The organism is Grimontia indica, from assembly GCF_000333895.2.
Taxonomy (GTDB): domain Bacteria; phylum Pseudomonadota; class Gammaproteobacteria; order Enterobacterales; family Vibrionaceae; genus Enterovibrio; species Enterovibrio indicus.
The window spans coordinates 1-18,295 of the sequence record NZ_ANFM02000077.1; the positions used below are offsets into that span (position 1 = coordinate 1).

An 18,295-nucleotide genomic window follows, 5' to 3' on the forward strand; every position below is an offset into this window, starting at 1 on the left:
GAGTTGACTGACGTCGTGCTCTTTGTTGTTCCTTTTTGATGGAGATGGCTACACCTGCAAAGGAACGCCGCGATCACAACGCCAGTCAAACTCGCTGAATCCTGCATCTTCAGGTTATTTGGGTATATTCACCCGCTCTCTGTCTCATTCCTATTAGTTCGTGTAACTGACTGAATCATGTATCTTTAAGGGATAGATATAGAGGGAAGAGTAATGCGTAATAAAACCATCCGATGGGGAATGATTGGCTGTGGCAATGTGACTGAGCGAAAAAGCGGCCCGGCTTTTTGGCAGGTAGAAGGTTCATCATTGGAAATGGTGATGGCAAGACGTGAAGAACAGGCAAGCGACTATGTCTCTCGACATGGGATTGCCCGCTACACCACGGATGCGTCTGCATTGGTGGCCGACGAGCATGTTGACGCGATATATGTTGCCACACCGCCTGATAGCCATCTGGAGTATGCCCTTATGGCTGCCAGTGCTGGTAAACCTTGTGTGGTTGAAAAACCGATGGCACTGACGACAGACGAATGCGACCAAATGCTCGCGGCTTTTGAGAAAGCGAATGTGCCACTGTTCGTGGCTTATTATCGTCGCTCGCTACCAAGATTTGACGTGGTGAGAAATTGGATAGAGCAGGGAATGATCGGTGATGTCAGGCATATTCATTGGACTTATCATCGTGCGCCCAACAGCGATGACAAAGAGGGCAAAGACAACTGGCGCGTGAATCCTGCTCAGGCCGGAGGTGGTTATTTTGTGGATCTAGCCAGCCATGGGTTGAACTTGTTCCAGCAGTGGTTTGGTAACATAGTGGTTGCTAAAGGCATCAAAACCAATCAACAAGGCTACTACGAAGCCGAGGATGCGGTAGCGGCAAGTCTGGCTTTTGAAAGTGGTGTGCTGGGCTCGGGCTATTGGAATTTTGGCGCGGCAAACCGCGAAGATCGTGTTGAGATTATTGGCAGTGCAGGGCGGATTATTTGCTCAGTATTTGGCGAAGATGACTTTGAGCTTGATGGAAAAGAGAAAGCGTCGGTAAATGTCGAGAATCCTGACCCCGTGCAGTATTTCCATGTTGAGAATCTGATTGCGCACCTGAATGGTGACAAAGAGCATCCCAGCTTAGGAATCGCAGGCAGAAATACAACGTGGGCGATGGAGGAAATTCTTAACGGCTAAGGAATTTGGTGAGGAATCTGCTGATTTGAAAGGCGAATAGCTCATGATTTAGTCACTTGAGACTAAATTCGGCCTGAAACGCAAATTAGTGCTTGCAAGCCTTGGGCGGTTTCCCTAATATTCACCTCGTTCTCAGGAACACAGACTTTTCCCCCTTAGTTCAGTCGGTAGAACGGCGGACTGTTAATCCGTATGTCGCTGGTTCAAGTCCAGCAGGGGGAGCCAAATTTGAAGCCTCGTCGAAAGACGGGGCTTCTCTCGTTTTGCCAGTTTGAAAGTGGTCGTTGTCGTCGTTGTCGTCGTTGTCGTCATTGTCGCTTCGCGATATGTCGCTGACCTACGCGGCCCGGATCAAGTCCATCAGGGGCAGCTAAATCTGCGCGGCCCGATCTGAAGCCTCGTCGAAAGACGGGGCTTCTTTCGTTTTACCTGTTTGAAAATGGTCGTTGTCGTCATTGTCGCTTCGCGATATGTCGCTGACCTACGCGGCCCGGATAAAGTCCATCAGGGGTAGCAAAATCTGAGCCTCGTCGAAAGACGGGGGCTTCTTTCGTTTTGCCAGTTTGAAAGTGGTCGTTGTCGTCATTGTTGCTTCGCGATATGTCGCTGACCTGCGCGGCCCGGATCAAGTCCAGCAAGTGAGCTAAATCTGAGCCTCGTCGGAAGACGGGGCTTCTTTCGTTTTGCCAGTTTGAAAGTGGTCGTTGTCGTCATTGTCACTTCGCGATATGTCGTTGACCTACGCTTGTTACAAATTAGTACGAATCAGGCGTTCAAATCCCTAGCGCTGTAATGTTATATTGTAACATTATCGCTTTAGGTAGATGACGGATCATGCTGTTTTCATTCCGCAAATTACTCCCTGTGCTGTTAGCTGTTCTTTTCTGCTGGCAGGGTTTTGCGGTTGCGCACCACAAAGGCGAACATCATCATACCCAGAAAGTAGATCACGAATGTGCAGTTTGTGTACTCGGTATGCCTGCCATTGAATTTGGCGCTGCAATCGTCCCAGTATCCCACTCCCCGGCATCAGTTCAGCCAAATATTGGCTCATCACTTCTGTCGACCGTATCTATCACCCAAAATGCGCGTTCCCCTCCAAAGTTATTGATTTAATTCATCTACATTTAAACATTCATTTTTGGAGAATTTATGCGTACTAACTACTTGTTTGCACTGAGTGCAATTGCTTTGGGTGTGTCGTCGGCAGCGACTGCAGAAAATAAAGAATTTCGTCAACATGATGCTCACCAACATGGCGTTGTTGAGTGGCATATTGCCCAAGACGGTGACGAGCTTCTGGCTGAAATCACCGCGCCAGGCAGTGATGTAGTAGGGTTTGAGCACGCACCGGAAAATGCCGAACAAAAAGCAGCCATTGAAAAAGCGGTGGCTGCATTGGCAAAACCGGGGGCATTGTTTGCGATTAACTCAGAAGCAGGTTGTGAGCTAGAAGCACAGCAGGTCTCTCACACCTTGGGTGAGGAAGAGCATGGTGATCATCACGACCATGATCATGAAGGTCATCACGACCATGATCATGAAGGTCATCATGATCACGATGAACATGCCCATGACGACCATGATCATGATAAGCACGACGACCATGATGATCACCACGGCCATGATCACGATAAACACGATGATCATAGCCATGACAAACATGAAGAGCATAAAGGTCATGATGACCATGACCATGACCATGACCATGACCATGACCATGACCATGACCATGACCATGACCATGACCATGATCATGATCACGAGCATGGGAAAGCGCAACACGGCGAGTTTTCAGCACAATATACCTTCCACTGTAAGTCGCCAGCTGAGCTTAAATCCATTACGACAGATTGGTTTACCGCATTTGGCAATACAGAGAAGATCAGTGTTCAGGCAGTGACAGACAAAGGTGTCGCGGCTACCGAGCTAATGCCATCTTCAACCACATTCCGTTTTTAATTACTCAGGCCCCTTCGGGGGCCTCTGGTTTGCATTTTATGTTATTGATTGAAGACCTCCGGTTCAGGTGGCCAGGCCAAGAACAATGGCAAATTGATATTCCCCATTTCTCGCTCGAAGCCAAAGAGCGTGTATTTCTAAAAGGTGCCAGCGGGTGTGGTAAGTCCACGCTGCTTGGCCTGATTGCTGGCATCAACACCGCTGATGAAGGCTTGCTGCGTTTTCAGGAAGCAGATTTAACAGCATTAAAAGGCGCTAAACGCGATGCTTTTCGCGTTGATCATCTTGGCTATATCTTCCAGCAATTTAACCTACTTCCATATCTCTCAGTGATTGATAACGTCACCTTGCCTTGTTGTTTTTCCAAGGCGCGCAAAGAAAAGGCAGGGGGCAACTTGCAGCAAGAAGCCGAACGTCTGCTAAGTGCATTGGCACTGCCGGAAAATTGCCTGAATAAACCCGTTACCGAGCTTAGCATTGGTCAACAGCAACGTGTTGCCGCAGCGAGGGCTTTGATTGGAAAGCCAGCGTTGCTGCTGGCAGATGAACCTACTTCTGCGCTGGATGCCGATACCCGAAATGCGTTTATTTCCCTTTTGATGAACGAATGCCAAAACGCGGGATCCAGCCTGTTGTTTGTTTCTCACGACAGTTCTTTGGAATCGCACTTCGATCGCTCTATTTCGCTAACTGAGCTTAATCGCGCAGCGATTCAAACGGAGGTGCTGTAAATGGCCATTCTCCGATTAGCACTTCAAAGTTTGCGAAACCGTAAAGCAACCGCTCTATTAACGATATTCACTGTTGCAGTGTCAGTAGCACTGTTAATTGGTGTTGAGCGTGTAAGAACCCAAGCCAAAGAAAGCTTTGCCAACACCATCTCGGGAACGGACTTGATCGTGGGCGCACGTTCTGGTCAGGTCAACCTTCTGCTTTATTCTGTATTCCGCATCGGCAATGCGACCAACAATATTGATTGGCAAAGTGTCGAAGATGTGAAAAGTCATCCGGCGGTAGCTTGGTCCATTCCTATCTCATTGGGCGACTCACACCGAGGTTTCCGCGTGGTCGGCACAACGGAGGACTATTTCAAGTATTACCGTTACGGCCAAAAACAGCCTTTGTCCTTCAAAGAAGGTGCATCTTTTGACGGGTTGTTCGACACAGTGATCGGCTCAGAAGTCGCCAAGAAGCTGAATTATAAGTTGGGAGACGAAGTCGTCATTGCCCATGGTTTGGCCGACAAGAGCTTTGCCCGACACGATAATCTTCCGTTCAAAGTAACGGGCATTCTTGCACCTACCGGTACACCCGTAGATCGAAGCGTACATGTATCACTGCCGGCTATTGAAGCCATTCATATTGGCTGGGAAAGCGGCGCGCGAATGGGGACAGGCATCAAAGCAGAAGATATTGACCCAGACTCCCTACAACCAGAACAAATCACAGCATTGCTGGTCGGGCTAAAAAGTCGCATTCAGACTTTTGCTTTACAGCGAACCATCAATGAGTACAAACAGGAACCTCTAACAGCCATTATGCCCGGGATTGCGCTGCATGAGTTGTGGGGCATGATGTCGGTGGCTGAGCAAGCGCTATTGGTGGTATCGGGTTTTGTTGTGGTTGCAGGGTTGATGGGGATGCTTTCCAGCCTGTTAACCAGCCTGAATGAGCGTCGACGCGAAATGGCGATACTGCGTGGAATGGGGGCTAGGCCAGCACATATCTTCTTCCTGCTGGTCAGTGAAGCCTTGTTCCTGACACTATTAGGTATTATCACTGGCGTGACAGCACTGCTGATAATGATTAATCTGGCTGCACCTTTTGTGCTGAGCCAATATGGATTGCAACTTTCCGCTGCATTTTTGAGTCCACATGAATGGACACTCATTGGCATTGTGCTGGTGGCAGGATTTTTGGTGGGGATGTTCCCTGCGCTTCGCGCGTATCGCCAGTCTCTGTCAGACGGCATGACAATACGGATATAAGATAATGAAAAAATGGTTACTAGTTCTCACCGCGTGTCTGCCAATGATTGCGCAGGCTGATGAAGCACTGAAATTGGATTGGCTGGATTTGATTCCAGAGTCTGAGCGCCAGCAGTTTAACGATCGTGGCATGCCGATGATCGATCACAACAACGATGCCCCTCAGCAAAATCTGGTGGGAAAAGTACGCCCAGAACTGAACAACAGTCAGGTCAAAATTCCAGGGTTTGTAATTCCTCTTGAAGGAGACGCTAACAAAGTGACGGAATTTCTGTTGGTTCCATTCTTTGGTGCCTGCATCCATGTACCACCACCGCCACCGAACCAAATCGTGTACGTGAAGTTTGAAGAAGGCGCACCCGTTCAAGAGCTTTGGGATGTGGTTTACGTTGTAGGTAAATTGAAAACCCAAACGGTTTCCCATGATATCGCGCAAGCCGGCTATTTGTTGGAAGGCACAGCGATAGAACCTTACGACGATATGTAATTGCATCCGATAAGAACGCCCGCATCATGCGGGCGTTTTTTTCTGGTTATCGCTTCTGCTACTGGGTGAAAAGTGAACTCAGCGTGTTGTCTATCCATAACATCACCTTATCCCATCCCCTTGCTTTCCGCTTGATAGCGCTCAGCGTTAACAGTGGCGGGCTGGATAACTCTGCAGTTGATAGCTCTTTGACGGAACCTTCCATCCATTCGTGGCTGACTATGTGCTCAGGAACAAAAGCCCAACCAAGGTTTCGAGTGATAAGGTTCGAGATGTAGTAGTAGCTATCAACGTGCCAGTAGCGCGGAGAGAGTGGTTCTTCCTGTGAATAACCGAGTCGGTCCCGAATGGCGAGTTGGCGATATTTTACTAAGTCGTCTTCATGGGGATGCTCAAGAAGGGCAAGAGGGTGGTCATGCCCCGTGATCAGGCATTGCTTCACGGTTTCAATGTCATACCAATCAAGAGATTCAGAAAGCGGCTTTACCCGGTAGATAAAACCAATATCAGCCCGGCCTTCATTGACCCAGGTGGCAATGTCGTCTTGGGAACCATTCAGAATGGTGAGTTTGAGTTCGGGAAACGCCTCAGCAATTCGCTCAAATAGGATCTCAAATGTTTGTATGGGAACCGCTTCATCCATGGCGACATTGAATGCAACTGGCTCGCCGCCAGTCACAGCCATCGCACGGGAGTTCATCCGGTGACATTGCTGAAGTATCGCCTTGGCATCTACCAGCATTTCCTTTCCTGCTTCGGTAAGAACAGGCAATTTGGCGCTTCTGTCGAAAAGCTCGAAGCCCAGATCAATCTCCAGATTGGCAATTGCGGTACTAACACGGGACTGTGCCTTACCTAACTTGCGGGCGGCAGCTGAAAAGGACCCTGTTTCGGCGGCTTCGACAAACGCCTTGAGTTGTTCCAATGTCCATTGCATGAGCCTTTCTCTCTTTCACCTATCCGTTTTTGAGATTGATTTTAACTTTTATCTATAGCTATACAACGTGAAAATCACCTCGTTCATTTCCATTTTAAGTTTTTCTTTTATGCATGTAACAGATCTCAACCAAGGTGACTCGATCACCAAAACGTTCTGGCGATTCACCATCCCTGCGATTGCAGCGATGATCGTCAATGGTCTCTATCAGCTGGTGGACGGTATTTTCGTCGGCCACTACATTGGTGCGGAAGGGCTTGAGGCCATTAATATCGCTTGGCCTGTGATTGCCGTGGTGGGCGGTCTTGGATTGATGATTGGCATGGGGGCAGGCAGCCTTGTCTCCATCTATCGCGGTGAATCAAACCTCACTAAGGCGCGAAGCGCCATGGTAACGGGCCTTGTGCTGACGGCTTTACTCGGTGCGTTGGCATCACTTTATCTGGTTTTCTTCGGCGGCTTTCTCGTCAACCTTCAGGGGCCTACTGGCCTTGCCCACGGCTATGCGAATGATTACCTGACGGTATTTAAAATCGGCGCAGTGGCAACGGTAGTGGCAGGTGCGCTGCCATTTCTTATCCGCAATGACGATAGCCCATTTGTTGCTACAACGATGATGGTCGTCGGTGCTTTAACCAACATTGTGCTGGATTACCTGTTCATTGGTGTGCTGGGTTGGGCATTGCAAGGCGCTGCGGTTGCAACGGTATTGGCACAGTCAGTGAGTGTGCTGATAGGGCTGTTGTATTTGTGCTCTTCCCGTTCTTTTCTGGGCATTTTTCGCAACCCGCTCAAGTTTAGTTTTTCTGATGCAGGCCAGAGCTTGGTACTTGGCTGCTCTTCGCTAGTGATGTTCATGTATTACGGCGTGCTGGTGGGCTTTCATAACCGTTTGTTTGCGGAATACGGCACACCTGTCAGCGTGGCTGCGTTTGCTGTCGTGGGTTATTTGATGACGCTCTATTACGTCGTTGCGGAGGGTATCGCAGAAGGTATGCAGCCGCAGGTGAGCTTCTATCATGGCGCGCAGTCTTACTCGAAGATAGTGAAGGTCGCGAAACTGGCCACTATGGTGTCACTGGCTGCTGGTTTTATTTGGCTGGCTGTACTGAACCTGTTCCCGGACTTTGTCATTGGCATGTTCAACGGCGGTAATGAAGCCCTGATTCAGGAAGCGACGTTAGGTATCAGGCTACACCTGTCAGCCATGTATCTTGATGGCTTGATTATTCTGGCTTCCATGTACTTCTTGTCTGTGGGCAAAGGCGCGAAATCGCTCAGTATCTCCGTTGCCAATATGCTGGTGCAGTTCCCATTCCTTTATGTGCTGCCGAAGTTTTATGGTCTTGAAGGTGTTTGGCTGGCAATGCCAATCTCAAACGTGGTGCTGGCCTCGGTGGTCATACCCGTGATGTGGCATGACATTCTGAAGCAACAAAAAAAGCGACCGGAACTGCGTCCTGCTATTGCCTAAGGTTAACCGGCCGATAAGCAAAAAGAAGGGGAGCATTTGCTCCCCTAAATGGTTTTAAAACTCGTCCCATTCTATTTCGTCATCATCATCGACGGCAGGTTTGGGCTTCGCTTTGGCTTTTTTAGGAACGACGGCTTTTTTGCGCGTCTTATTGAACTTGGGTGTTTTTACGGGCTCCTTGCTTTCATCGATGGTGAAAAACTCCATCATGGCGCTCATGTCCTGAGCTTGTGAAAGCATGCTTTCACCAGCAGTGGCGGCTTCTTCCACCAAGGCGGCGTTTTGCTGGGTCATGGTGTCCATGCGCGAAACGGCAACATTCACTTGTTCTATGCCGCTGCTTTGATTTTGGGCAACCTCGCTGATTTCTGACATCTTACTGCCCACTTCTTCCACCATGCTGAGGATTTCCTGCAAGGTATCGCCGGATTCGGCAACCAACATGGCACCGTCTTCGACTTTTTTGTTAGTGTCTCGTATCAGGTCTTTGATTTCTTTGGCAGCCTCGGCAGAACGTTGGGCAAGGCTTCGTACTTCACCTGCTACCACAGCAAAGCCACGCCCTTGTTCACCAGCACGTGCGGCTTCTACGGCGGCATTGAGTGCGAGCAGGTTGGTTTGGAAAGCGATTTCGTCGATAACGCCAATGATGTCGGAAATCTTGTTACTGGCGCCACTGATTTGATCCATCGCGGTGATGGTGCGCATCACAACATTGCCGCCTTCGCGTGCTTTCTCCACTGCCTCATCACTGAGCTTGTTGGCAGCAACGGCATTGTCAGCACTCTGCTTGACGGTCTCAGTCATGTTATCCATGCTGGCAGCCGTTTCTTGCAAAGACGTCGCTTGATCTTCCGTACGCTGACTTAAATCTCGGTTGCCTGAAGCAATTTCGTTCGAAGAGTTTGAGATAGTCGAGGAAGCCTGTCGGATGTTGCCAATCACTTGCGTTAAACGCTCAATTGTCGCGTTGGCATCAATTTTCAGTTGGGCAAAGCGGCCGTGATAGTCTTTGTCGATACGCTTGGTGAGATCACCACGAGCCATCGCCCCCAAAATGCGCTGCATATCTGCAAGCGCCGCATCAGTATTGGTAGTGAGTCCATTCAGACCTTTTGCCAGATTCTTGTGGAAACCACGCTTGTCCTCAAGCGACAACTGAATGGAGAAATCTCCCTTTGATGCGGCTTCCACCATTTGGTCTATTTCCCGCTCAATAGCAACTTCAGCGGTTCTGTCTTCCCATTCAATGACGGTACCGATACGGTCACCGTTATCATCGATGATCGGGTTAGCGGAAATGGCCATTGTTCGGTTTCCTACAACAAGTTCTGTTCGATAAAGGTCTTCCAAGTGGTCCAATAGACGGCGCTGGTGTGAAGGGTCTTTATGGAAAAAGTCGATGTTGTGGCCCATGACATTTTCAGGGTTGAACTGAGGGATAACGGTACCGAAATCTTCCTTGGCGTCGGTCAGCATTTTGGTTGCTGACTGGTTGATGTAGATGATGTCGTAATTGGCATCGGCAATCATGGTGTTGGTGGAAACATTATCCAGTGCTTGCCTAACCCGGGCATTCTCCTCAGCTTTATCCTTCGCTTCACACTCGAGTTTTGCCCTTGCTCGCTCAGACTCTTCTACGTTCTCTAGGGATGTGTTGGTCGCCTGTTTGATTATCAGAAGATCGCCTTTCAGGTCAGATTCAATGCGGTTGCTGAAGTCACCTTCCGCCAGACCTTCCATCACTTTCTTGATGTCTTCAATCGCATTCTGCGTACTGTCCATCAGGGTGTTAAAAGCCGCTGCAGACTGGCCTATTTCATCTCGGCTTGTGACATCAACCCGTGTTGAGAAATCACCAGAGGTGGCAACGTTTTCCAAGCTGTAAGTGAGGTTGAGGATAGGCCTCGTGAGTGAGCGAGTCACCACCATGGCGATGAGAGTAATGATGACAACACCGGCCAACAAGCCGAAGCCAATCAGCCATTTGAGCGCATCAACTTCGCTGAAAGCCTCGACACTATCGATTTCTGCAACCAGCGCCCAGGTCGTGTCTCCAAATTTAATCGGTGTGTAGGCCGTTAATACAGGGACTCCGCGGTAATCCTCTGCCACTTCGAAAGCGGTTTCACCCTTGAGCGTTTTCTCAGTGACATCCGTTTTGATGCTGCCTTTGTCGGGATCGGCAAATGAAGCCATCACGGAGTGGCTCTGGTCTGCCAGATAGGAATCGGAACGCATCAAATAATCAGGCCCAACCAGAAATGTTTCGCCCGTTTCACCCATGCCTGTACGTTGCAGCATGATTTGGTTTATTTCATCAATGGATAGTTGGAGAACAGCGACGGCGAGGGTTTCACCTCCCAGGTCTGTTATCGGGGCGCCAATGAAAGCCGCGGGATGATCACTCTTGGCTGCGTATCTCTGATAGTCCTGAACGGCCATGGTGTGATTGCTGATCACTTCACGGTACAAAGTGGCGAGGGGGCTGTCTCTGTATTCTCCAAAATTCAGATTTGTACCCAGATCTTTATCGCGGCGGGCGGAGAAAATGACATGGCCAGTTTTGGCCTGAATGATGTAAACATCTGAGTAGCCATAAACGTTCACAAAATCATTCAGGGTTTTACCGCTGGACTGCCAAATTTCTTCGTATTCATAGGTGTCCGTATAAAATTCTTCATTGGCTTCGATTTCTTCATCGGCGGCATAGAAGGAGAGCGATTTCTGGATCTGCTTGGTGTCTTCACTGCCTGCAAGAATGCGGATGTCCTTCATGGCTCGTTCAAGGTAGGACTCGATTTGCGTTTTTTTAACCTCCCGCATACTGACAAGTTGAGCAAACGCCTGTTTATGCAGCGCATCACTGGATTTTACCAGCGCAAGGTAGCCCACGATTAAAATGGGCAAAACGCCAATAAAGAGGAAGATAAGCAAGAGTTTTATCTTTAGCTTTCCAAACATCTGACACCCTTTTTATTGTCGAGCGGGAAGTTCCGGCAAAGAAGCTTCCCTGTTTTTCGAGTATTCCACGCGTATGCGTTAGCGCACCGACCAGTGATTTGACGAAACCTCAATTTCCCAAAGCGGCATGTTTGCCATGCGGTATGGGGTGTATGTCACTTCCTTGTTGACCGCCAGCACTTTGTTAGGAGTGGGGACGAACAGCATGTAGCCGCTGTTGTAAACGTGTCGCATGATCTTTTCCGCGACGCGATCAAACTCAGGCGTGCCGACTGATTCCCTGAACATTTCGTCGATAAAGCCGTCCAGCTTGCTATCAGGGAAGATGGTGCTCCAGTAGTTGTGTGTACGATAAACGAGGAACGCTGACCAAGGGTGGTTGTAGTACCAGTCGTCGTCACCCCACACCAGTAAATCCCACTCTTTGGTGTTCTTTCTGGCGTTGGTCGCGAGCAGTTGTCCAAATACGTCTTTTTCACTGGAAGTGATATCAAAGTTCAGCTTCACGCCGACTTTTCGCAGATCGCGGTCGATACCTTTCCAGATGTACATGAAGCGGTCCTGTGTGTAGACATTCAGCTCCAGACCATCGAGCTTGGCCTTGAGGTCATCACGGATAGATTTAGGATCCTGAACTTCTGAATAGGCTTTGAGGTTTTGAACCACCTTGTCGACACCCGGATAAAGCGGAGCTGCCAACGTGGGTTTGATCTGACCTTCGCCTTGGTAGTACTTGTTGAGGAGTCTTCGTTGGTCGATGGCTTTGTTCAGTGCGACGCGCACTTCCTCATACATCAAACGTTCATTGCCGTTTCTAAGATTCATGTGAATGGCAATGTTGTCGGTGGACGGCGCTGTGACCAGTTTTGAATAACGGGAGTTAGACACCCGATCTTTCTCAGACACCGGAATAGGCATGATATCCAACTGACCTTCTTTGTCGGAGGCCATCTCTAATGCCACCTTGCTATCGAGTTCGGTGTAAACCGTGACCGTTTCGATTTTCGGGTATTCAGGGTTCCAGTAGTTTGGATTGGCAACCAGCACCGCTTTCGGTGTTTGCCTGTCGCCCTCGATGTAGCCTTCTTTAAGAATGTATGGACCTAAACCATAAGGACCAGGCTCGGCGAGGTTAGGACAGGTTGGTTTGCCGTTCCAGCCGTATTTCTCAAGATAAGGTTGGGTGTAGAACTGAATCCAAATGGCATCATTCAGGAACTGACCGTATTTTTCTGTCAGGTGAAAGCGGACTGTGTAATCGTCAATTTTCTCTGCGCGGTCGAAAACACTATCAATTTTGGTGAACAGGAAGGGCGCTTTTTTAAAGTACTCCATGTTCATAATGACAGCGTCCGCATTAAACGGGCTGCCATCCTGAAATTTCACACCTTGGCGAAGATCGAACTCATAGGTTTTATCATCGATTTTTCGGTGCGCTACCGCCATATCATATTCCCACCCTTGCTCGTTATTTGCCGGACGCAAAAGCGCGGCGTTTATCGAGTGAGAAATATAAATGTACGGAAGACTGGGAATAAACACTTTGAGGTGCGACCCTTTGGCAGGCTCTGCCCAAAGAGACATCGGAGCGAAAAGAGCGAGAATTAACATACCTTTCAAAAACGCTTTGACTGTCTTCATTGCAACTACCTTGGCGTTCAAAAAATAAAATGTCGGGGCATCAGTGACCCAGACTGAATAATTGATTTATCAATCAAAAGTGTAGTTAAGCTTTGCCTTAATTTAGAAGCATGTGTCTCAATAAATATCGCCAGATGAAATAACCCTATGAATATTATGAACTAATGTCTGTTTTGAACTTTACCTGCAGGCATTGACTTTATTAGCTAAGGCTAAGAGAGTAGGGGGGCAAATAACGACAAGGAGAAGGTTATGAAAGTGCTTGCTTTCGCAGCGTCAAACAGCAAAACATCCATTAACAAACAACTCGTGAGTTACGCAGTAAGCTTGCTGGCAGATGCTGAAACCGAAGTGTTGGATCTGAATGATTACGAAATGCCACTTTTCAGTGTGGATGTCGAACAGGAGCTGGGAAGCCCTGAAAAGGCACAGCAACTTTTTGCCAAAATCGGTGAAGCGGATGCGGTAGTAGTGTCTTTTGCTGAGCACAATGGCTCGTATTCAGCAGCATACAAAAACATCTTTGATTGGACTTCACGTATCAATCAAAAAGTGTTCCAAGGCAAGAAAATGGTACTGCTTTCAACCTCGCCGGGCCCAGGTGGTGCGAAGAATGTGTTGGCATCCGCAGCCACCTCTATTCCTCACTTCAATGGCGACGTAAAAGCGACGCTGTCTGTGCCTTCATTTTACGATAATTTTGATGCAGAAGCTGGCAAGTTGAGTGATGAATCTTTAGATGCGCAACTCGCTGAAGCCATGGCTCAGTTACGATAGAAACTGAGTTCTGAGTAGAAGGTCAACAGTTGTTACATTGTTGGCCTTTTTTTGTTTCCTCCCTGTTGTTTCCCTCCCCTAAATCTTTGCTCTGAGTCGATGTTTACTGGGCTCGTACAGGTTCCAGTAAGGAACCGCTGGCATAATCAAAGCGGCATGGCCGCTGAGCGGCAAAAAGTGGCGAATTTACGGGCAGTTGTACATATAACACCCAGTCCTTTCCACACAAAATAATCAAGTTCCGTCGAGCTATGCCTGCCCTTGTGCTTTCTAATAATAACCATGATTTTTGCTCGACTGTTTAAGGGATATTGACCTTTGGTTGAGGGAAGGAGAAAACTATGATCAAACGGAAGTTGTTACTTCCAGCGCTGATTAGCGCAACGCTTCTGGCCGGTTGTGGCGGACAGGAAGCGCAGCAGAAGAATGCGTTCACCCCACTTGTTGCTGTTGAATCAGCAGAGTTGATTGATTACCAGCCTCAGAAAAGTTTTGTCGGTCGTACTGAAGCGATGGAAGATGTTGGCATTGTTCCTCAGGTTTCAGGCTACCTGAAATCGCGCTACTTCAATGAAGGCGAAATGGTGAATACCGGTCAGCTTCTTTACCAAATTGACCCCTCTCTTTATGAAGCGAAAGTCGCCAGTGCAAAAGCCTCAGTCGCACAGGCAAAGGCAGGCGTGACCAATGCCAACTTGGATTACGATCGTGGACAGGATTTGTTGCCACGCGGCGGTATCAGTCAGTCTGAATTTGACCGTCTGACCGCAGTGAAATTGCAGGCAGAAGCCGCACTTAAAGCCGCTGAAGCGCAGCTTCAGGCTGCGGAAACTGACCTTTCGCACACCACTATTCGCGCGCCATTTACCGGCCGCATCAGTGAAAGCCGAGCAAGTATTGGTGATCTGGTTTCGCCTTCAACGGGCGTATTGACCACCATCGTCAGTCTTGACCCTATGCAGGCGTCTTTTTCGATGAGTGAAAAACAGCGCCTGCAATCGGGCGCTGATCGTGTTTCTGGTATCGGTAAAGGCCGAAGCGGTGACGTGGAAGTTTGGTTGAAGCTGGGTAAAGGCCACGACTATGAACACGCGGGTCACCTTGATTACCTGGGCAACCGTATCGACACTCAAACCGGTACTATCGCGCTTCGTGCCAAATTCCCTAACCCAGAGCACCGCCTGTTGCCAGGTCAGTACGTGGAAGTGATTGTGAAAGACAAGAACACCACGCCAACGCTGGTTATCCCGCGCTTGTCAGTACAAACAGACCTTGAAGGCGATTTCGTGATGGTGCTGAAAGAAGGCAACATCGTTGAGCGTCGCAATGTCGAGTTGGGTCCTCAAACCGAGCAAGGTGTGATTATTCGCGGCGGTCTGAACGATGGTGAGCAAGTGCTGACCAAAGGTCTGCAACGCGCGCGTAATGGCATGACTGTTCGCCTTGAAGGGCAAGGGGCGTAACCGAATATGTTGAGTCGCTTTTTTATCCAGCGCCCTAAGTTTGCGCTGGTCATCTCGATTATTCTGACGCTCGCAGGTGCAATCGCATTGCTTAACCTGCCAGTGGCGGAATATCCGCGGATTAGCCCGCCTTCGGTGAGCGTGACCGCGGTGTATTCCGGTGCGAGTGCAGAAGTCGTTGAGCAGGCCATCGCCGACCCGATAGAAACCTCGGTCAACGGCGTGGAAAACATGATCTACATGTCTTCCAAGAGTGCGAACGATGGCTCCTATAACCTGAACGTGACGTTCGATATCGGCACTGACCCTGACATGGCGCAGGTGAACGTGCAAAACCGTGTGGCGCAGATTGAATCCAAGTTACCACCGGAAGTGCGTCAGGTCGGTGTGACGGTGAAAAAACGTTCCCCAGACCTTCTGATGGTTCTGAACTTCTACTCGCCAGAAGGCAAGTACGATGATCAGTTCCTGGTGAACTACATCAACCTGAACATCAAAGACCAGATCGCGCGCGTTAAAGGCATCAGTGAGGTTAACGTGCTGGGTGGCGGTGAATACGCGATGCGTGTTTGGCTAAATCCAGAGAAGATGGCGAATCTCGGTATCACCACCTCTGATGTGCGTTCGGTGCTTTCTGAGCAAAACGTGCAGGTGGCTGCCGGTGACATCGGCGCGCCGCCATTCAACAACGCACAGGAAATGACCTTCAAGCTGGTCACCAAAGGCCGCTTAGGCTCGGTGGAAGAGTTTGAAGAAGTAGTTGTCCGAGCGAACCCAGACGGCTCTATGGTGTACCTGAAAGACATCGCAGAAGTCTCGTTGGGCAAGAAGTTCTACACAGGTAATGGTCAGTTCCGCGACCAACCGGCGTCTATCGTTATCCTGAACCTGCAATCTGACGCAAACGCGCTGGAAAGTGGTGGTTTGGTGATGGAGCGTCTGGAACAGCTTTCGCAGAACTTCCCAGAAGGCATGACCTACGAAACCAGTTACGACACCACGCTGTTTGTTGCTGAGTCCATCAAGGGCGTAGTGAAAACGCTGGTGGAAGCGGTACTTCTGGTTATCGCTGTGACCTACTTGTTCCTCGGTAGTTTCCGCTCAACGCTGATCCCAGTTGTGGCGATTCCGGTTTCCCTGATTGGTACCTTTGCTGTCATGTTGGCAGCCGGATTTACCATCAACACCGTGACCCTGTTTGGCCTTATCCTCGCTATCGGTATCGTGGTGGACGACGCCATTTTGGTTATCGAAAACGTTGATACCAACATGGCGAAAGACCCATCCCTTTCCCCGCGTCAGGCAACCCTGCTGGCGATGAAAGAGGTAACCGGTCCAATTATCACTTCCACACTGGTATTGCTGGCGGTATTCCTGCCGGTTGCGATGCTGCCGGGTATCACGGGCATCATGTACCGCCAGTTCGCGCTGACCATCTGTATCTCGGTCCTGATCTCCTCCATCAACGCACTGACCTTGTCTCCGGCCATGTGTTCGCTGGTGCTACGTCAAGGTGGCGACAACCATGCGCGCTGGTTCAAGGCATTCAACAATGGCCTTGAGAAAGTGACGAACAAGTACGGCGCAACGGCGGGTTTCCTTGTCCGTAAAACCGCCGTGCTGGGTGTGTTGTTTGTGGTCGCGGTCAGTGCTGCAGGTTACTTCGCGAAAACCACCTCGACCGGTTTCGTGCCTCAGGAAGACAAAGGCGTAATGCTGATTAACGTTCAGCTGCCGGATGCCGCTTCTCTGTCCCGTACCGAAGAAGTGACCCGTAAGCTGGGTGAAATCGTGACGTCTGAGCCGGGCGTAGATGGCGCGACTGTTGCGAACGGTTATGCGTTCCTGACCGGTGCGGCGGCATCTAACGGTGCATCGATGTTCGTGAAGCTGAAAGACTGGGAAACCCGTCAGGCGTTGGATGGCGATCATTCCTCGTTCGACATCATTAACCGCATTAACGTGAAAGCAGCGATGCAGTTGCCAGAGGCGATCATCTTTGCGATGGGTCCTCCAGCAGTGCCGGGCATGGGGCCTGCTTCAGGCTTCGAGTTTGTACTTGAAGATACCCTTGGCCGTAGCCGTGGCGATCTGGCCATGGTGATGCAGCAACTGATGCAGAAAGCCAACGAGCAGCCAGAAATTGCGCGTACCTTCAGTACGTTCCGCGCAAACGTACCGCACTTCTACATCGACATTGATCGCGAGAAAGCGAAGCAACTGGGCATTCCGCTCTCTGAAATTTTCACCACACTGCAGGGCAACCTGGCTGGTATGTACGTGAACGATTTCAGCCTGTTCGGTAAGAACTACCGAGTAACGATTCAGGCGGACGGTGATTACCGAAACGATCTGGACTCAATGGGCCGCTTCCACGTGCGTTCAACGTCGGGCCAGATGATCCCACTTAGCACCCTGATTGATGTTGAGCAGGTGTTTGAGCCTGATGTGGCGTGGCGTTACAACATGTACCGTTCAGCAGTGATTCAGGGCTCGCCGGCACCGGGTTACTCATCCGGTGACGCGATTGCTGCGATGGAGCGTGTTGCGGCAGAAATGCTGCCACAGGGCTACCAATACGAGTGGACAGGCATGGCTTACCAAGAGAAACAAGCAGGTAACCTTGCTATCTACGCGTTCGCACTGGCACTGATCTTCATCTACCTGTTCATGGTGGCGCAGTACGAGAGTTGGAGTATTCCGCTGGCAATCATTCTGGTGGTTCCGGTGGCAACGCTGGGCTCTTTCCTGGCGCTGGCCATGACAGGCACGCCACTTAACCTGTACGCACAGATTGGTCTGGTTCTGTTGATTGCACTGGCAGCGAAGAACGCCATCCTGATTGTGGAATTCGGTAAGAATGAACGCGAACAGAATGAACTGCCGATTGATAAGGCAGCCGTGATGGGCGGTAAGCTGCGTTTCCGCGCGGTGAACATGACATCCTGGTCATTCATTCTGGGTATTCTTCCGCTGATCTTTGCAAGCGGTGCAGGGCACATCAGCCAGAACTCGCTGGGTATTTCGCTGACGGGCGGTCTGCTCTGTGTGCTGCTGGCAGGTACCTTCCTGATCCCTGGTTTCTTCGCACTCATCCAGAGATTGCGTGAGAAGCACCATGGCGGTTCGACCAAATTGGTAGAACTGGAAGACTGATTCTCCCTACGAATAAGAAAGGCACCTTCGGGTGCCTTTTCTTTTTGTGTGAGTTCAGGTGCTCTCATTGTGAACTAAGTTCTAGGGGCTGTTGACCTTTGGTGATGATTTTTGCAGCAGTTTGTGGGGGATTTAATGCAAGGCAGAGGCTTCGATGTGTAGCTAGTCTACATGAGAAGCCGATAACGCAGCAGAAATTCCCCACAAACGCTGCCTGGAGGGTTCTGCCCTAAGCGTTTTATGCTTTGTTGAGGTGTATTT

General features: G+C 49.8%; 13 protein-coding genes and 1 tRNA gene. 11 read left to right on the forward strand and 3 right to left on the reverse strand.

Going from position 1 to position 18,295, the window contains the following annotated elements:
• Positions 1 to 213 precede the first annotated feature (213 nt).
• The 7 genes from D515_RS24585 to D515_RS24615 all read left to right on the forward strand — a co-directional run bounded on the left by D515_RS24585 (position 214) and on the right by D515_RS24615 (position 5,622).
• Positions 214 to 1,185, forward strand: coding sequence for a Gfo/Idh/MocA family protein (locus D515_RS24585; protein ID WP_002542739.1), 972 nt, complete (start codon positions 214 to 216; stop codon positions 1,183 to 1,185).
• Positions 1,186 to 1,334: 149 nt separating this feature from the next.
• Positions 1,335 to 1,410, forward strand: a tRNA-Asn gene (locus tag D515_RS24590).
• A gap of 609 nt (positions 1,411 to 2,019) precedes the next feature.
• Positions 2,020 to 2,301: a hypothetical protein gene (locus D515_RS24595; RefSeq protein WP_039850673.1), complete on the forward strand. Its 282-nt coding sequence runs from the start codon at positions 2,020 to 2,022 to the stop codon at positions 2,299 to 2,301.
• 36 nt (positions 2,302 to 2,337) lie between these two features.
• Positions 2,338 to 3,147, forward strand: coding sequence for a zinc uptake protein ZrgA (zrgA, locus tag D515_RS24600; RefSeq protein WP_002542746.1), 810 nt, complete (start codon positions 2,338 to 2,340; stop codon positions 3,145 to 3,147).
• A gap of 38 nt (positions 3,148 to 3,185) precedes the next feature.
• The gene (locus D515_RS24605) at positions 3,186 to 3,878 is read left to right on the forward strand and encodes an ABC transporter ATP-binding protein (RefSeq protein WP_002542747.1); all 693 of its coding nucleotides are present in this window, start codon (positions 3,186 to 3,188) and stop codon (positions 3,876 to 3,878) included.
• Positions 3,879 to 5,135, forward strand: a complete 1,257-nt coding sequence (locus D515_RS24610; protein ID WP_002542748.1) for an ABC transporter permease — start codon at positions 3,879 to 3,881, stop codon at positions 5,133 to 5,135.
• 4 nt (positions 5,136 to 5,139) lie between these two features.
• On the forward strand, positions 5,140 to 5,622 hold the full coding sequence (locus D515_RS24615; RefSeq protein ID WP_002542749.1) for a DUF3299 domain-containing protein: 483 nt from the start codon (positions 5,140 to 5,142) through the stop codon (positions 5,620 to 5,622).
• A gap of 58 nt (positions 5,623 to 5,680) precedes the next feature.
• Here the strand turns inward: D515_RS24615 and D515_RS24620 are convergent, their stop codons facing one another.
• Positions 5,681 to 6,559 (reverse strand): LysR family transcriptional regulator, encoded by an 879-nt coding sequence (locus D515_RS24620; protein ID WP_002542750.1) that lies wholly within the window; start codon positions 6,557 to 6,559, stop codon positions 5,681 to 5,683.
• A 109-nt stretch (positions 6,560 to 6,668) separates the two neighbouring features.
• Here D515_RS24620 and D515_RS24625 point away from each other — a divergent pair, with 109 nt between their 5' ends.
• Complete coding sequence (locus D515_RS24625) at positions 6,669 to 8,033, forward strand: MATE family efflux transporter (protein ID WP_002542751.1); 1,365 nt, start codon at positions 6,669 to 6,671, stop codon at positions 8,031 to 8,033.
• A gap of 54 nt (positions 8,034 to 8,087) precedes the next feature.
• Here D515_RS24625 and D515_RS24630 read toward each other — a convergent pair whose 3' ends face one another.
• Positions 8,088 to 10,997 carry a methyl-accepting chemotaxis protein gene (locus tag D515_RS24630; RefSeq protein ID WP_002542752.1) on the reverse strand — a complete coding sequence of 970 codons (2,910 nt, stop codon included), beginning with the start codon at positions 10,995 to 10,997 and terminating at the stop codon, positions 8,088 to 8,090.
• 78 nt (positions 10,998 to 11,075) lie between these two features.
• Positions 11,076 to 12,638: an ABC transporter substrate-binding protein gene (locus tag D515_RS24635; protein ID WP_002542753.1), complete on the reverse strand. Its 1,563-nt coding sequence runs from the start codon at positions 12,636 to 12,638 to the stop codon at positions 11,076 to 11,078.
• 252 nt (positions 12,639 to 12,890) lie between these two features.
• On the opposite strand from D515_RS24635, the gene D515_RS24640 reads away from it, so the two are divergent.
• From D515_RS24640 to D515_RS24650, 3 genes are all read left to right on the forward strand, one after another.
• Complete coding sequence (locus D515_RS24640) at positions 12,891 to 13,415, forward strand: NADPH-dependent FMN reductase (RefSeq protein ID WP_002542754.1); 525 nt, start codon at positions 12,891 to 12,893, stop codon at positions 13,413 to 13,415.
• A 341-nt stretch (positions 13,416 to 13,756) separates the two neighbouring features.
• Positions 13,757 to 14,878 (forward strand): efflux RND transporter periplasmic adaptor subunit, encoded by a 1,122-nt coding sequence (locus D515_RS24645; RefSeq protein WP_002542755.1) that lies wholly within the window; start codon positions 13,757 to 13,759, stop codon positions 14,876 to 14,878.
• 6 nt (positions 14,879 to 14,884) lie between these two features.
• Positions 14,885 to 18,034: an efflux RND transporter permease subunit gene (locus D515_RS24650; protein ID WP_002542756.1), complete on the forward strand. Its 3,150-nt coding sequence runs from the start codon at positions 14,885 to 14,887 to the stop codon at positions 18,032 to 18,034.
• Positions 18,035 to 18,295 lie beyond the last annotated feature (261 nt).

Excerpts from the sequence above, each read along its gene's own strand:
- D515_RS24585 (WP_002542739.1), top strand. The coding sequence starts at position 214 with ATGCGTAATAAAACCATCCGATGGGGAATGATTGGCTGTGGCAATGTG.
- D515_RS24595 (WP_039850673.1), top strand. The coding sequence starts at position 2,020 with ATGCTGTTTTCATTCCGCAAATTACTCCCTGTGCTGTTAGCTGTTCTT.
- zrgA (WP_002542746.1), top strand. The coding sequence starts at position 2,338 with ATGCGTACTAACTACTTGTTTGCACTGAGTGCAATTGCTTTGGGTGTG.
- D515_RS24605 (WP_002542747.1), top strand. The coding sequence starts at position 3,186 with ATGTTATTGATTGAAGACCTCCGGTTCAGGTGGCCAGGCCAAGAACAA.
- D515_RS24610 (WP_002542748.1), top strand. The coding sequence starts at position 3,879 with ATGGCCATTCTCCGATTAGCACTTCAAAGTTTGCGAAACCGTAAAGCA.
- D515_RS24615 (WP_002542749.1), top strand. The coding sequence starts at position 5,140 with ATGAAAAAATGGTTACTAGTTCTCACCGCGTGTCTGCCAATGATTGCG.
- D515_RS24620 (WP_002542750.1), bottom strand. The coding sequence starts at position 6,559 with ATGCAATGGACATTGGAACAACTCAAGGCGTTTGTCGAAGCCGCCGAA.
- D515_RS24625 (WP_002542751.1), top strand. The coding sequence starts at position 6,669 with ATGCATGTAACAGATCTCAACCAAGGTGACTCGATCACCAAAACGTTC.
- D515_RS24630 (WP_002542752.1), bottom strand. The coding sequence starts at position 10,997 with ATGTTTGGAAAGCTAAAGATAAAACTCTTGCTTATCTTCCTCTTTATT.
- D515_RS24635 (WP_002542753.1), bottom strand. The coding sequence starts at position 12,638 with ATGAAGACAGTCAAAGCGTTTTTGAAAGGTATGTTAATTCTCGCTCTT.
- D515_RS24640 (WP_002542754.1), top strand. The coding sequence starts at position 12,891 with ATGAAAGTGCTTGCTTTCGCAGCGTCAAACAGCAAAACATCCATTAAC.
- D515_RS24645 (WP_002542755.1), top strand. The coding sequence starts at position 13,757 with ATGATCAAACGGAAGTTGTTACTTCCAGCGCTGATTAGCGCAACGCTT.
- D515_RS24650 (WP_002542756.1), top strand. The coding sequence starts at position 14,885 with ATGTTGAGTCGCTTTTTTATCCAGCGCCCTAAGTTTGCGCTGGTCATC.